Source organism: Agrobacterium sp. LAD9, assembly GCF_003031125.1.
GTDB classification, from domain to species: domain Bacteria; phylum Pseudomonadota; class Alphaproteobacteria; order Rhizobiales; family Rhizobiaceae; genus Agrobacterium; species Agrobacterium radiobacter.
Window position 1 is genome coordinate 44,284 of sequence record NZ_PHGS01000006.1, and the last position, 14,073, is coordinate 58,356.

Annotated in this window: 12 protein-coding genes and 1 tRNA gene; 7 read left to right on the plus strand and 6 right to left on the minus strand. The window is 58.3% G+C overall.

The annotated features are described in order from the left end of the window. Positions 1-126: 126 nt before the first annotated feature. On the minus strand, positions 127-474 hold the full coding sequence (locus DA915_RS05130) for a hypothetical protein (protein WP_020809747.1): 348 nt from the start codon (positions 472-474) through the stop codon (positions 127-129). 327 nt (positions 475-801) lie between these two features. Between DA915_RS05130 and DA915_RS05135 the strand changes: the two genes are divergently transcribed. Continuing rightward, positions 802-2,019, plus strand: coding sequence for an NAD(P)/FAD-dependent oxidoreductase (locus DA915_RS05135; protein WP_107675314.1), 1,218 nt, complete (start codon positions 802-804; stop codon positions 2,017-2,019). A gap of 7 nt (positions 2,020-2,026) precedes the next feature. Further along, positions 2,027-2,827: an aldolase/citrate lyase family protein gene (locus DA915_RS05140; RefSeq protein WP_003509969.1), complete on the plus strand. Its 801-nt coding sequence runs from the start codon at positions 2,027-2,029 to the stop codon at positions 2,825-2,827. Position 2,828: 1 nt separating this feature from the next. On the opposite strand, the gene DA915_RS28815 is transcribed toward DA915_RS05140, so the two are convergent. Then, complete coding sequence (locus DA915_RS28815) at positions 2,829-3,005, minus strand: hypothetical protein (RefSeq protein ID WP_162993007.1); 177 nt, start codon at positions 3,003-3,005, stop codon at positions 2,829-2,831. An 89-nt stretch (positions 3,006-3,094) separates the two neighbouring features. Further along, on the minus strand, positions 3,095-3,436 hold the full coding sequence (locus DA915_RS05150) for a hypothetical protein (protein ID WP_003509967.1): 342 nt from the start codon (positions 3,434-3,436) through the stop codon (positions 3,095-3,097). 163 nt (positions 3,437-3,599) lie between these two features. On the opposite strand from DA915_RS05150, the gene DA915_RS05155 reads away from it, so the two are divergent. From DA915_RS05155 to DA915_RS05170, 3 genes are all read left to right on the plus strand, one after another. After that, positions 3,600-3,690 (plus strand) — tRNA-Ser (locus tag DA915_RS05155). Between the two features lie 693 nt (positions 3,691-4,383). Continuing rightward, positions 4,384-5,445, plus strand: coding sequence for a porin (locus DA915_RS05165; RefSeq protein WP_060726119.1), 1,062 nt, complete (start codon positions 4,384-4,386; stop codon positions 5,443-5,445). A gap of 604 nt (positions 5,446-6,049) precedes the next feature. Next, entirely contained in the window at positions 6,050-7,114 is a 1,065-nt protein-coding gene (locus DA915_RS05170; protein ID WP_107675315.1) for a porin, read from the plus strand. Positions 7,115-7,274: 160 nt separating this feature from the next. Here the strand turns inward: DA915_RS05170 and DA915_RS05175 are convergent, their stop codons facing one another. After that, a complete protein-coding gene (locus DA915_RS05175) occupies positions 7,275-9,347 on the minus strand; it encodes a lytic transglycosylase domain-containing protein (RefSeq protein ID WP_192886412.1) in 2,073 nt (690 codons plus the stop codon). A gap of 362 nt (positions 9,348-9,709) precedes the next feature. Between DA915_RS05175 and dapA the strand changes: the two genes are divergently transcribed. Together dapA and smpB are read left to right on the plus strand one after the other, a co-directional pair. Further along, positions 9,710-10,594 carry a 4-hydroxy-tetrahydrodipicolinate synthase gene (gene dapA / locus DA915_RS05185; RefSeq protein ID WP_003509960.1) on the plus strand — a complete coding sequence of 295 codons (885 nt, stop codon included), beginning with the start codon at positions 9,710-9,712 and terminating at the stop codon, positions 10,592-10,594. 161 nt (positions 10,595-10,755) lie between these two features. Next, complete coding sequence (gene smpB, locus DA915_RS05190; protein ID WP_003509959.1) at positions 10,756-11,238, plus strand: SsrA-binding protein SmpB; 483 nt, start codon at positions 10,756-10,758, stop codon at positions 11,236-11,238. Positions 11,239-11,431: 193 nt separating this feature from the next. Here smpB and DA915_RS05195 read toward each other — a convergent pair whose 3' ends face one another. Then, positions 11,432-12,931, minus strand: coding sequence for a methyl-accepting chemotaxis protein (locus DA915_RS05195; RefSeq protein ID WP_107675316.1), 1,500 nt, complete (start codon positions 12,929-12,931; stop codon positions 11,432-11,434). Between the two features lie 215 nt (positions 12,932-13,146). Continuing rightward, positions 13,147-13,716: an NYN domain-containing protein gene (locus DA915_RS05200; protein ID WP_003509957.1), complete on the minus strand. Its 570-nt coding sequence runs from the start codon at positions 13,714-13,716 to the stop codon at positions 13,147-13,149. Positions 13,717-14,073 lie beyond the last annotated feature (357 nt).

The following is a 14,073-nucleotide window of genomic DNA, read 5'->3' on the forward strand; positions in this document are numbered from 1 at the left end:
CCCGGCTCACAATAGGTGCAAAAAAACCGGACGCAAGGCGCGGCCGGTTGCGGCATGGCTGTTTTGGAACAGAATTTTTCGTCGCGAAGAAGGGATGGAAAAAACCATCGGCCTGTCGTGACAAGGTCAGACGCTGGTCTCGAAGCTCAGGCGCCGCACATGGTGCAGGAATTCCGCATCGATCAGCATGTTGAAGCCGATCGTGGCCTTTTCTTCCTCGCGGCGGATCAGCGTGCAGCCGATCTCGTCGCGGATGCCCAGAATTTCCAGATAGAAATTGGCCGGCATTTCCAGATCGGGGCTGACATCCAGCTCGGCGCCGTAGAGGGAAATGGTCCGCACCAGGCAGCGCATGGTGTCCTTGGCGCTGAGATGATGCCCGATGAAGGTGATCTTGCCGGGCCGGTCGATCTGAAATTTCTCGTACATCTCGTCCTGTGGGACGTTCTGACTGATATCCATATGTAAAGCCATGACAACCTCCCGGATTGCCTCTTTCGTGCCGATTTTAACGCCGCTTCCTTGCCAGGGCATGAAGGAAATGCGCGCAATTATCTCTAGTCTGTGTCGATCTCGACCAATCTTCCGTCGGGGAAGCCGATGTTTCCACTATGGAAATGCGTTCGGTCCCATCAGGTTGCAGTCGTGCCGCAGCCTGTGCTGATAATGCGTCATGCTTGCACCGGGCTGGCGTTGCTGCGCGGTTGACTGGGGCCGTACTTGGCGTTACGCCTGATCCGGTAATATGGCTTCGCGAGGGTCGGCAGGATCGGCGCTTCGTGGTTGTTCTGGGAGTGAACTGTGACGGGAAGGCTGGTAATCGTCGGGGCGGGGCAGGCCGCTTTCGCGCTGGCGTCGAAGCTTCGGGCGCTGAAGGACGAGCGCCCCATCACCATCATCGGTTCCGAGGATGCCTATCCTTACCAGCGTCCGCCGCTATCCAAAAAATACCTTCTCGGTGAGATGAGTTTCGACCGGCTGATGTTCCGCCCGGAGGAATGGTACGCCGAAAACAATGTCGATATTCGGCTTTCCACCTGGGTGGAGGAGATAGACCGCGCTGAAAAAACCGTGCGCATGCAGGATGGCAGCACGCTTTCTTATGACAGGCTGGTCCTGGCAACCGGGGCCGCACCCCGCCTGCTGCCCGCCAGCATCGGCGGTGATCTCGAAGGCGTCCTGACGGTTCGCGACAAGCGCGACGCCAACCGGCTGATGGAGGAGATGAAGCCCGGCCGCAGGCTGCTGGTGATCGGCGGCGGTTATATCGGCCTTGAAGCAGCCGCTGTCGCCCGCAAGCTCGGCCTCGAGGTGACGCTGATCGAGATGGCCGACCGCATTCTGCAGCGCGTGGCGGCGAAAGAAACCGCCGATATCATGCGCGGCATCCATCAGGCCCATGGCGTTTCCATCCGCGAAAAGACCGGCCTCGTGCGCCTTGTCGGCATGGAAGGCCGGGTGGCCGCTGCCGAACTCTCCGACGGCTCTATGCTTGATGTCGATTTCGTCATCGTCGGCATCGGCGTGACGCCGAATGATCGCCTTGCCCGCGAATCGGGCCTCGATGTCGGCAACGGCATCGTGGTGGACGACCATGCCCGCACATCCGACAGCGCCATTCATGCGGTGGGCGATTGCGCGCTGCTGCCGTGGCGAGGCCAGCATGTGCGTCTCGAATCGGTACAGAATGCGGTCGATCAGGCGGAGGCGACCGCTGCCGTGCTCACCGGGGCTGAAACCGCCTATGATCCGAAACCGTGGTTCTGGTCGGATCAATATGACGCCAAGCTGCAGATTGCCGGCTTCAACCTGGGTTACGACGAGACGGTGCTCCGGCCCGGTGCGCGCGAAGGCAGCTGGTCCGTCTGGTATTTCCGCGATGGACGATTCGTCGCCGTCGATGCCGTCAACGATGCCAAGGCCTATGTTGCCGGCAAGAAACTGCTCGATACCGGCGCGGAGCCGGATCGCGCCATCCTGGCGGACTTCTCCGCCGATCTGAAATTACTGCTTTCCTGAGGATATCATGCCTGCTCCCGAAAACCGTTTCAAAACCGCCATCCATGCCGGCAAGCCGCAGATCGGCCTCTGGCTCGATATGGGCGAGGCCATCACGGCGGAAATCGCCGGTACGGCGGGGTTCGACTGGCTGGTGATCGACGGCGAGCATGGGCCGAACGATCTGCGCAGCATCATCGACCAGCTGCGTGCCCTTGCCACGTCGTCCGCGGAACCCGTGGTGCGCGTGCCGGTCGGCGAAAGCTGGATGATCAAGCAGCTTCTGGATGCGGGTGCGCGCACGCTTCTCGTGCCGATGGTTGATTCGGCCGCCCAGGCCACGGATCTGGTCAGCGCCATGCATTATCCGCCGCGCGGTATTCGCGGCATGGGCGCGGCCGTTGCCCGCGCTTCCGCCTTCAACACAATAACCGACTATGCCGACAGCGCCTCCGATAGCGTCTGCCTGCTGGTGCAGGCCGAAACGCGCGCGGCGATCAACGATCTCGATAATATTCTCGCGGTGGAGGGCGTGGACGGCGTCTTCATCGGCCCGGCGGATCTGGCCGCGGATATGGGTTATCTTGGCCGCATAGACGAGCCGGAAGTGCAGGCGGTGATTGAGGCGGCCATCGTCAAGATCGTCAAGGCGGGCAAGGCTGCCGGCATTCTCACCTTTAACGAAACCTATAATCGCCGTTATCTCGAACTCGGCGCGTCCTTCGTCGCCGTCGGGGCGGATGTCACGGAATTCGCCAACACCCTGCGTGCGCTGTCGGCCCGTTACAAGGGCGGAGCAGCGCCTGCGCCATCGCGGTCGGGATATTAATTCAGTCGTCGTTGCTGGCGTTCAGCTTTTCCGGCGGAATACCTTCTTCGCCGGAGGCGAGATAACCGCTATTGATAAGGGCGGCGCGAATGATGCGCTGGATGGCCTCATCCCTGTCTATGCCGTGATCCCTCGCAAAATCCGACAAAGCCGTTTCAAGATCGTCGCTGAACCGCATATCCGCCCCCATTCATTACATTTCAAACCCATACGAAAAGGCAAGGCAGGGTTGACCCGCCTTGCCTGAATTTTAATTCCATGCAGCGATTAGCGCCAGCGATAAAGGCTGCTGTTCGACGAGTTCTGCTGTGTGCTTGTGCCGACGGCATAACCGATGGCAAAACCGAGTGCGCCAACGATCGTCAGCAGGGAGGTTGCCGTACCGGGATTTTCCTTGACAGCTTCCACGACATTCTGGCCCTGGGCGCGCACATTATGTGCGGCCTTGCGGACGCGTCCGCGCGCCTCATCCAGAAATTCGGATGCATCCTCGCTCACCCCTTCCGCGCGGGCGGATACGGATTTGGAGAGGGATGCGATCTGCGAACGCAACTCCGCAATCTGGTTTTCGATCGTGTCTTCGACAACATTCAGTTTGGTCTGAGCCATTAGAACACCTCTTTTGTTACCGAAGGCAGAACGTACGGTCGGTCAAGAAGTTCCCGAATTGCCCGCAAAGTTTCGCGGGGGCGATGTTCAGCCAACAGGTTTTTGTGCTTCTTGGCGAAAAAGCCTTGCAATCATTTTTTTTACGCAATAATCAGGCCGCACCGGAGAGGTGGCCGAGTGGTCGAAGGCGCTCCCCTGCTAAGGGAGTATACGTCAAAAGCGTATCGTGGGTTCGAATCCCATCCTCTCCGCCACTTTGGCACAGACCGGAAACTTCAGCCCTACATATCCCTCAGCTCCAAATCATAGCCGACCCGGGCTTCGTGCTTCGGTGCGCGACAGCCATGTCGACCTCGCACCATGAAGCCGCAGACGTCCGCGCTCTTCAGGTTTCGATTATGGAAGAAACGAGCGAATCAAGAGACTTGGTGGTGTCGACTTCAATATCGTACCGGCAGTATCGTAACCAGCGCTGAGCAAGCGCGTCGAATCGTTGCGCGAGGAATCGGTGGCAAACGGCATGGTTTTCTATCCTTTCTCCATGAGCGCCGTGGCGGCATGTCAGGTTAAGGGGTATGAGGAAGCAAAAATTTCCATCATCCTTGCCCAGCAAGGCAAGGCTTCGCCGAAAAGGCCGGTAGTTTAGAAAGACCTTGTTAACCTCGCTAACTAACGGATTTTCAAGCAATTTCTTAACGCATGGTAAAGCTGTCTGCCGGCCGGGTGCGCACTGTGTGTTGTTTCCGCAACAAACCGAAATGAAGCATATACGTAAATGCTATTTATCGGATGTTGGCGATTGCAAGCGGCGAAACCTTTTGTATTTTCACCACCAGAAGCGAGGCGGTGGATCGTTTGGCTTCTAAGAACACGGGAATGGGGCAGGGAATGCTGTCCTTCAGCGAAAGTACCCAGACCCACTTAAAAACTTTGACTGGAGGTCAACCATGAACATCAAGAGCCTTCTCATCGGCTCCGCTGCGGCTCTCGCAGCAGTATCCGGCGCTCACGCTGCCGACGCTATCGTCGCTGCTGAGCCTGAGCCCCTGGAATACGTTCGCGTTTGCGACGCTTTCGGCACCGGCTTCTTCTACATCCCCGGCACCGAAACCTGCCTGAAGTTCGACGGTTACATCCGTTTCCAGACCGACTTCGGCCGTAACAAGTCCGGCACCTCTGACTGGGATTCGTTCACGCGCGCTCAGTTCAACATCGACACCCGCACCGACACCGAACTCGGCGCTCTGCGTGGCTACATCGGCTTCCGTGGCGATGCTGACAACGACACCAGCCGTAGCGTTAACGTCGACCAGGCTTTCATCGAGCTCGGCGGCCTGAAGGTTGGTTACTACTACAACTGGTGGGATGACGGTCTCTCTGGCGAAACCGATATCCTTTCTTCGAACGACACCCGTCTGAACGCTATCCGTTACACCTACGATGCCGGCTCCTTCTACGTTGGCGTTGCAGTTGAAGAACTGGAAGCTCCGCTCGACGCACGTTCGAACCTCGGCATCCTCAAGGGTGGCGTTATCGAAGGCCCGAACAACGTTGGTGTTAGCGGTATCGTTGGCGTCAAGTTCGGCGCTGTAAACGCTAACCTGCTTGGCGGTTACGACACGGACCAGGAAAACGGTGCAATCCGTGCAATCGTCACGGCTGAAATCGGCCCGGGCACACTCGGCCTCTCCGGCGTATGGGCTTCTGGCGCCAACGCTTACTACGAAGAGTCTGAGTGGGCAGTTGCTGCTGAATATGCAATCAAGGCAACTGACAAGCTGACCATCACCCCCGGCGTTCAGTACTTCGGTACGATCGACATCGGTGCTGACAACGACTTCGTTGGCGACCGCGATGCATGGCGCGCTGGCCTGACGGTTGATTACAAGATCACCCAGGGTCTCTCCACGAAGATCGCTGTTAACTACCAGGACGTCGATGGCACCGAAGGTGTTAACGGCGGTGGCGACAGCTGGACCGGCTTCGTTCGCCTTCAGCGTTCGTTCTAATCTGATCTGACATTGTCAGTGATGGAAAGCCCGGCTCTCGAGCCGGGCTTTTTTTGTTCGAATGTCGCCTTGAAAAAGCGGACATTGCGGCGGGCGGCGGTCGCCATCGCGTTCCGATTTCCTGCAGTTTTATCCCCGGAATAGACCGCTATGCATGCTTATTGATTCGTTTGTGTGTTGAGACCATTGAGTCGCGTCAAGAAACCCGAAGCCGCGAGCCTTTGCTTTTCCGTCAGTTTTCTCCTGCAGGAGTAGGGCTCTTTTCACATTGCAATCGTCTTTTGAACAATTTTCAGTGGCCTGATCGTGTCGGGATTTAGGTGATTGCTTGGTTTGTACCGTGGCGAATTTTTTGAGATCCTTGTTAAGTGGCTGAAAAGCATAGGTTATTAATATTTTTTTAACGAATGGGGTCTCGTCGGTTAGAATTGTAGCTATTTCGCAACAATGAAAAACTAAGGACACCTTACTGTCTTCCTTCTGTCATGATTACGATTGCCTGTCCGGCCGGTTTTGGCTCTAATCATCTCCATAAGCGGCACGCATTCCTGAGTGCTTTCCCACCCGCTGCTTAGAAGATTAAGCGTTTGACTGGAGGTCAACCATGAACATCAAGAGCCTTCTCATCGGCTCCGCTGCGGCTCTCGCAGCAGTATCCGGCGCTCACGCTGCCGACGCTATCGTCGCTGCTGAGCCTGAGCCCCTGGAATACGTTCGCGTTTGCGACGCTTTCGGCACCGGCTTCTTCTACATCCCCGGCACCGAAACCTGCCTGAAGTTCGGCGGTTACATCCGTTTCCAGACCAACTTCGGTCGTAACCAGTCCGGCACCTCTGACTGGGATTCGTTCACGCGCGCTCAGTTTGAAGTTGACACCCGCACCGACACCGAACTCGGCGCTCTGCGTGGCTTCATCGGCTTCCGTGGCGAAGCTGACAACGACAGCAGCCGCGGCGTTAACGTCGACCAGGCTTTCATCGAACTCGGCGGCCTGAAGGTCGGTTACATGTACACCTGGTGGGATGACGATCTCTCTGGCGAAACCGATATCCTGTCTTCGAACTCTACCCGTTCGAACGCTCTGCGTTACACCTACGATGCCGGCTCTTTCTATGCAGGCATTTCGGTTGAAGAACTGGAAACCCCGCTTGACAGCGTTTCGAACCTCGGTATTGCCAAGGGCGGCTTCATCGAAGGCCCGAACAACGTTGGCGTAAGCGGTATCATCGGTGCCAAGTTCGGCGCAATCAGCGCAAACCTGCTCGGCTCCTATGACACCGACCAGGAAAACGGTGCAATCCGTGCAATCGTCACGGCTGAAATCGGCCCGGGCACACTCGGCCTCTCCGGCGTATGGGCTTCCGGCGCAAACTCTTACTACGAAGAGTCTGAGTGGACGGTTGCTGCTGAATACGCCATCAAGGCAACTGACAAGCTGACCATCACCCCCGGCGCTCAGTACTTCGGTACGGTTGACATCGGTGCTGATAACGACTTCGTTGGCGACCGTGACGCATGGCGCGCTGGCGTAACGTTCGACTACCAGATCACGCAGGGCCTCGCCACCAAGGTTGCTGTTAACTACCAGGACGTTGACGGCACCGAAGGTGTTGACAACGGCGCTGGCGACCAGTGGACTGGTTTCGTTCGCCTTCAGCGTTCGTTCTAATCTGATCTGACATAGTCAGTGATGGAAACCCCGGCAGAGATGCCGGGGTTTTTCGTTTGAGTATCTTTAAAAAAGCTAAAACCCGCCCGGATGTAGCAAATAAAAAGCACCGGACGAGCCGGTGCATGTTCCCGCATAGATAGATCAATTAATCCGGGTTCTATCCCGCACGCCCATGGCGCAGATCATCGACAATATCGGCCTGTTGCCCCAGCCGTGTCTTGTAGACCTGATAATTCTCCATCACCCGCTGCACGTAATTGCGCGTTTCGGGGAAGGGGATGCGTTCGATCCAGTCGACCACCTCGTCGATCGGCTTGCCGCGTGGGTCGCCATATCGCGAGATCCATTCCGGCACGCGTTTCGGTCCGGCATTATAGGCGATGAAGGTGAGGATGTAGGAGCCGCCGAAGCTGTCGATCTGCTCGCCGAGATAATGCGCGCCGAGCGTGGCGTTGTAGCCCGCATCGCTGGTCAGCATCGCCTGCGTGTAGGGCAGGCCGTGGCGGCCGGCCACGCCCTTGGCGGTTCCGGGCAGTAGTTGCAGCAGGCCGCGGGCATTGGCGGCGGAGACGGCGGCGGGATTGAAAGCACTTTCCTGCCGGGCAATCGCATAGGCGAGCGCCTTGCCGGAGCCGGCAATATTGGCGCTGGCGGGAATGACGCCGAGCGGATAGGCGAGCGCTGCCGCATCGATGCCGCGGCTGAAGGCCGTCTTGCCGATCTGCAGCGAAACCTGGTGATTGCCGTTGCCCTCAGCCCTTGCCGCCAGAATGGCAAGCTCGCCGGGACTGTCGAGCTGTTCCGCAAGCGACCGATAAAGGCTGTCGGCACGCCAGCCGTAACCGGCCGCCTCCAGCCGGTCGATGGCGCGTACGGCTTCGCGGCCGGCGAAACGTTCGCGGTCGCTGCTGCTGGGGCTCGGATAGGTGACGTTCAATGTTTTTGCGCCGATTCGCGCGGCGGCGAGCTGGCCGTAAAACGTGCCGGGGTGAGCGGCTGCCTTGGTGAAGAAGTCGCGGGCGTCGCCCGGTCCACCGGCTTCCGCCGCCCGACCTAGCCAATAATAGGCGCGCGACGCCGAAAGCGGCCGGTTCGAGGTCTGAAGCAGCGTGTTGAAGTGACGCGAAGCCGTCGCCGGGTCGCGCAGCGCCCTCAGCGCGTACCAGCCGGCATGGAATTCCGCATCGGCGGTATCGACCGCCGAGGTGGCAGAATGATTGGCGACAATGCGATAGGCCTCGGCGAAATCACCGAGATCGGCGACGCCGCGGGCGATGATACGGCGCTCGTTCCACCATTCGCCGGCATTAACGAGCTTGGCCGCTTCCTTCGGCGCCTGTCGCAGAAGGGCTGCTGCTTCAGGGTATTTCTGCTGATTGCGCAGGTTTTCCACCCGTGCGAAGAGATAAGCAGGGTCGCTACGCCAGAAGGCGTCGACCTTACCGAGGAGCGCGGTTGCGGTTGCGGATCGCTGCAGCACGGCAGCCCAGGCGTTGTAAAGCGACTGCGCCTTGCCGAGATCACCAAAGCGCTTCGCCTGGCTGATGCGGCTGCGATACATCAGATAGTCCATGCGCGCCTTATGGTCGGCGGGCGTCAGATAGGCGGGAAACTCGGCAAGCACACGGTCTTCCATGTCCTTGTCCATGCCTTCGCTGACCCAGAGCTGGCGAATGAGACTCTGCGATTCCGCACCCTTGCCGGAGGAGGCGAGCGCCTTGGCGAACACCACGGTGCCTTCGGCGGTTTCCGGGCGGCTATTGCCGAAGGCGGCAAGCACCTGGGGTGCGGGCGGATCTTCGCGGTAAAGCGCTTTTTCGGAATTGGCGCGCAGCGTCGCCGCACCCGGCCAGCCGGAGAGCTCGCGCTGGGCAGCGGCAATTTCGGCGGAAGCGACGTCCTTCTGGCCGGAAACGGCAATAGCCCAGGTGAGGATATGGCGGTCAAGGCTGCCGGTCGGCATGGTGTTGCGCAGCGCAATCGCGCGGGCCGCATCACGGCTCGAAAGCGCGTCGAGACCTGCCTTCAACTGGCTTGTGTCATCGGGGCGGTTGAGGCGCGGTATGGCGCCGGTGATCTCGGGCGAGGCCGGCATGAAGGCCGGAACAGCAGGTGCATTCGGCTTGACATAGGGAAGCGGCGCCGCACCTTCCGGCAGCGGCCCGGCCAGTGCGTTCCAAACGGTTGCGGCAAGGCCCGCCGCCATCAATCCCCAGACTGTCTTTTTCATGCCGCTCTTCATCGTGTAACGGATTTGTCGACTTTCTTGTAATATCGTTTCATTGCAGCGGGATTGCCGAAAACGGTCTGATGTCCCGCACCGGAATCTTGGGATTTCAGCCTTAATGAAATCTTAATAACCGCCTCGCAATTCAATCAACTTTTATTCACCGGCCCGCGAGCGACGTCTCTTTTCGGCACCGGCCTTTTGTGCTTGCCGATCACGGTCCGGAGACTGTCACACTTCCGACAATTTCGGACAAAATACGCTGCCTTTGCGCTTGTCGGCGCCAAGGGCTGGCTCTAATGTGTGCCGGTTTTAACCATCGAATGCGGCCGAAGCATGAACCGGCTCGGCGCCAGGAGCTTTGCATGTTCAAGGGATCAATTCCCGCCCTCATTACCCCGTTCACGGACAATGGCGCCGTGGACGAACAGGCGTTTGCCGCCCATGTGGAATGGCAGATCGCCGAAGGCAGCAACGGACTTGTGCCCGTGGGCACGACGGGGGAATCTCCAACCCTCTCCCACGACGAGCACAAACGTGTCGTCGAGCTGTGCATCGAGGTAGCGGCGAAACGGGTTCCGGTCATTGCGGGCGCTGGCTCCAACAATACCGATGAGGCGATCGAGCTTGCGCTGCACGCGCAGGAAGCCGGTGCGGATGCGCTGCTGGTGGTGACGCCTTATTACAACAAGCCGACCCAGAAGGGCCTGTTCGCCCATTTTTCTGCCGTGGCAGAAGCGGTGAAGCTGCCGATCGTCATCTACAATATCCCGCCGCGCTCGGTGGTGGATATGTCGCCGGAAACCATGGGCGCCTTGGTCAAGGCGCATAAGAACATCGTCGGTGTGAAGGATGCGACGGGCAAGATCGATCGCGTTTCCGAACAGCGTATTTCCTGCGGCAAGGATTTTATCCAGCTTTCGGGTGAGGATGGTACGGCGCTCGGTTTCAACGCCCATGGCGGCGTCGGCTGCATTTCTGTCTCCGCCAATGTCGCGCCGCGCCTCTGTTCGGAATTCCAGGCGGCGATGCTCGCCGGTGATTACGCCAAGGCGCTGGAATATCAGGATCGCCTGATGCCGCTGCACAAGGCCATCTTCATGGAGCCCGGCGTTTGCGGCACCAAATATGCGCTGTCGAAGACCCGCGGCGGCAATCGCCGGGTCCGTTCGCCCTTGATGAGCACGCTGGAACCGGCCACGGAAGCGGCCATCGATGCGGCGCTGAAGCATGCCGGCCTGATGAACTGAGACACGCCTGAAAACCTAAAAGGCGCGCCATGGACCGCTTCGAAACAGAAGCCGTTCGGCGCGCCTTTTCTTTTTGCGACGACAACATTAAATAGAGGTTCGAAAACCGCTCTCGGCGGTAAGCCGAAGGCGCAATAAGAAAAACAAGGGATTGAAATATCATGGCCCCCAAAGGCAGCCAGCGCGTGGTGAACAAGATCGTTGCGGAAAACCGCAAGGCCCGTTTCAACTACGAAATCATCGATACCTATGAAGCAGGGCTCGTGCTGACCGGCACCGAGGTCAAGTCGCTGCGCGAAGGCAAGGCGAATATCGCCGAATCCTACGCGTCGGACGAGGGCGATGAAATCTGGCTCATCAATTCCCACCTGCCGGAATATCTGCAGGCCAACCGCTTCAACCATGAGCCGCGCCGCCGCCGCAAGCTGCTTTTGAGCAAGCGTGAGATCAACCGCCTGCGCGCCGGTATCAACCGCGAAGGCATGACGCTGGTACCCTTGAAGGTCTATTTCAACGAAAAGGGCCGCGCGAAGCTGGAACTGGCGCTCGCCAAGGGTAAGAAGCTGCACGACAAGCGCGAGACCGAGAAGGAACGCGACTGGAACCGGCAGAAGTCGCGCTTGCTGAAGGGTGGCAACGCCTGAGCGGCAATAAATTTTGCCGGGCAGGGGGCTTGCTGCCTTTCACCGCTTGTTCCTCCGTCATGCCGGACTTGATCCGGCATCCAGTCACGGCGCGTCTGCGCCGTGGAAAGAGTTCTTTCAGCCCAAGGACTTGGACTGGCTGGATCCCGGCTCAAGGCCGGGATGACGGGAGTGTGCTGCGCGCCGGGCCCCGTTACGCCGCCTTGTAAGTCCGCTCCACATGAGCTTTCGTTGCCGAGACGCTGAACCGGCTGACGAGCGCCGCCAGATTGGCGCTGACATCGCTCAGATTATGCGTGGCCGCATTGGTTTCTTCCACCATCGCCGCATTCTTCTGGGTCAGATTATCCATGCTGTTGATGGCGGCGCTGATTTCCTGAATGCCGACGGATTGCTCCTGCGCAGCCTTGGTCAGCGAGGCAATGTGTTCCTGAATATGATCCACCTTGTTGCCGATCGTATTCAAGGATTCGCCTGTCTTGTTGACCAGCGAGACGCCCTGCATCACGTCCGCGGAGGATTTGGAGATCAGGGTCTTGATTTCCTTTGCGGCGTTGGCTGAACGCTGCGCCAGTTCGCGCACTTCCTGAGCAACGACGGCGAAACCCTTGCCAGCCTCGCCGGCGCGCGCGGCTTCCACGCCGGCATTCAGCGCCAGAAGATTGGTCTGGAACGAAATCTCGTCAATGACGGAGATGATCTGGGTGATCTTCTGCGATGAGTCCTCGATGGCCCCCATCGCCTTCACCGCTTCCGTCACCACATCGCGCGAGCGTGCCGCTTCGACGGCCGAGCTTTCGACGATGGCCTTGGCCTCTTCGGAACGCTGCGCCGACAATTTGGAAATGGTGGTGATTTCCTCGACGGCGGCGGCGGTTTCCTCAAGGGCGGCCGCCTGCTGCTCCGTCCGGCGGGCCATGTCGTCGGTCGCGGAAGTCAGCTCGCGGGTATTGCCGGAAATCTTGTTCGCTTCCTCAATGATCTGCGCAAATGCGCCGGAGAGATTGCCGACGGCGGCGTTGAAATTGGCGATCAGCCCCTGGAATTGCGGCGCGGTCTTTTCACCGATGCTGGAGGTGAGGTCGCCATTGGCCAGCCTGTCGAGGGCGCTGTTAAGCAGTGCGAGAACATGCTCCTGCTCCTTCTTCATCTGCGCCTGTTCGGCCTCCACCTTGTGCCGCTCGGCGGCAAGCACGTCGAGATAGACGGAGATCGAATAATCCATGTCGAGAAGCGCGGCCTTGATGGTGGCGGACAAGGCGTCCTTCACCTTCCTGGCCTTCTTTTCCATGAAGAGGCCCTTCAATTCGGACTCGATGAGGGCCTTTACGATGCCATCGAGCATCAGCGCATAACCGCCGATGTACCATCGCGGCTCCAGCCCGAGCCTTGCATGGGTGCGGCCGATGGCGGTCACGGCATCGGTATAATCCGCGTTGAATGTGCCCGAGGCGATCCTTGCCCAGTGTTTGAGCTGCATGGCCTTGGCGTGCTGTACATGCGCGTCGTTCGCGAAGAACTTCGCGGTCTCCGGCACCGAACGGACCTTCGCATAAAAACGATCGAGAGAGGCATCGAGAGAGCCGGTGATGACGCCCTTCATGTTTGAAAGATTTTGCCGCTCACCGTGGCCAAGCCCCAGAAAATTCAGTCTTTCATCGAGTTGTCGGTCGGTTTTTTCTTGGCCATGCATGTCTAGTCATCCTGATCTGGCGCCCAATTCACGTCTCTGGCGCCGTTGCGTGATTTAGACACGTCTAAAATTAACCAAGATATAATTTCGACTGGCTGAATTTGATGTTTGTTAATTCTAAAAGGAATTTTGTCCTGCTGGAGACGCTTAAAACAAAAACGCGCCCGTCTTTTGGACGGACGCGTTTTTGCAATATCAGCGGTACAAAAACCGAATCAGACGGTCTCTGGACCTTCGGCGTGACGAACGGGGCGCTCGTTCGGGTCGCGCCCGATTTCGGCCTTCAGCGTCATCAGATCGATGAAGTGATCGGCCTGGCGGCGCAGATCGTCGGCGATCATGGCGGGCTGGGTGGCCATGGTGGAAACCACGGAAACCTTGCGGCCCTTGCGCTGCAGCGCATCCACCAGCGTGGTGAAATCGCCGTCGCCGGAAAACAGCACCAGGTGATCGACGGTCTCGGACTGCTCCATGGCGTCGACCGCCAGTTCGATGTCCATGTTGCCCTTGATCTTGCGGCGGCCGAGTGCGTCGGTGAATTCCTTCGCCGGCTTCGTTACGACCTTGTAGCCGTTATAATCCAGCCAGTCGATCAGCGGGCGGATCGAGGAATATTCCTGATCTTCGATAAGAGCGGTGTAATAATAGGCGCGCAGCAGATAGCCACGCTTCTGAAACGCCTTCAGAAGCTTGCGATAGTCAATATCGAACCCCAGGCTTTTCGATGCTGCATAAAGATTGGCTCCGTCTATGAAGAGCGCAATTTTCTCCCGTGGATCGAACATTCCATCCCATTCCTTTTTTTGGAAAGGCCATTATCTGGCTTTTATTTCCGGTCGCTAACGCAAAAAATCATGTCGTATCAACGAATTTTGCGCATCGCCGTTGCGTTTTAAGTAAGCTACCTTCCCCCGTATTCCAAGACAATTCTTCTAGACATTTTGTTCATCAGACGCCAAACATGGCGGATAAGTTGCCAAAAGACGCCAAATACAGGAAAAACTTGAATTCCGCGGCCAATGGCTGTATCGGAAGCTGGAAAGCTTCGTCACGAGAAATCTTGAGTGTTTTTCGCAAGACGCGAGGCGCAGATTCAATAGGTTAGGGCACAGCCGGTGCATCGCTAATATCGCACGGCGCTC

Excerpts from the sequence above, each read along its gene's own strand:
- DA915_RS05175 (WP_192886412.1), bottom strand. The coding sequence starts at position 9,347 with ATGAAAAAGACAGTCTGGGGATTGATGGCGGCGGGCCTTGCCGCAACC.
- DA915_RS05165 (WP_060726119.1), top strand. The coding sequence starts at position 4,384 with ATGAACATCAAGAGCCTTCTCATCGGCTCCGCTGCGGCTCTCGCAGCA.
- smpB (WP_003509959.1), top strand. The coding sequence starts at position 10,756 with ATGGCCCCCAAAGGCAGCCAGCGCGTGGTGAACAAGATCGTTGCGGAA.
- dapA (WP_003509960.1), top strand. The coding sequence starts at position 9,710 with ATGTTCAAGGGATCAATTCCCGCCCTCATTACCCCGTTCACGGACAAT.
- DA915_RS28815 (WP_162993007.1), bottom strand. The coding sequence starts at position 3,005 with ATGCGGTTCAGCGACGATCTTGAAACGGCTTTGTCGGATTTTGCGAGG.
- DA915_RS05130 (WP_020809747.1), bottom strand. The coding sequence starts at position 474 with ATGGCTTTACATATGGATATCAGTCAGAACGTCCCACAGGACGAGATG.
- DA915_RS05195 (WP_107675316.1), bottom strand. The coding sequence starts at position 12,931 with ATGCATGGCCAAGAAAAAACCGACCGACAACTCGATGAAAGACTGAAT.
- DA915_RS05170 (WP_107675315.1), top strand. The coding sequence starts at position 6,050 with ATGAACATCAAGAGCCTTCTCATCGGCTCCGCTGCGGCTCTCGCAGCA.
- DA915_RS05150 (WP_003509967.1), bottom strand. The coding sequence starts at position 3,436 with ATGGCTCAGACCAAACTGAATGTTGTCGAAGACACGATCGAAAACCAG.
- DA915_RS05140 (WP_003509969.1), top strand. The coding sequence starts at position 2,027 with ATGCCTGCTCCCGAAAACCGTTTCAAAACCGCCATCCATGCCGGCAAG.
- DA915_RS05200 (WP_003509957.1), bottom strand. The coding sequence starts at position 13,716 with ATGTTCGATCCACGGGAGAAAATTGCGCTCTTCATAGACGGAGCCAAT.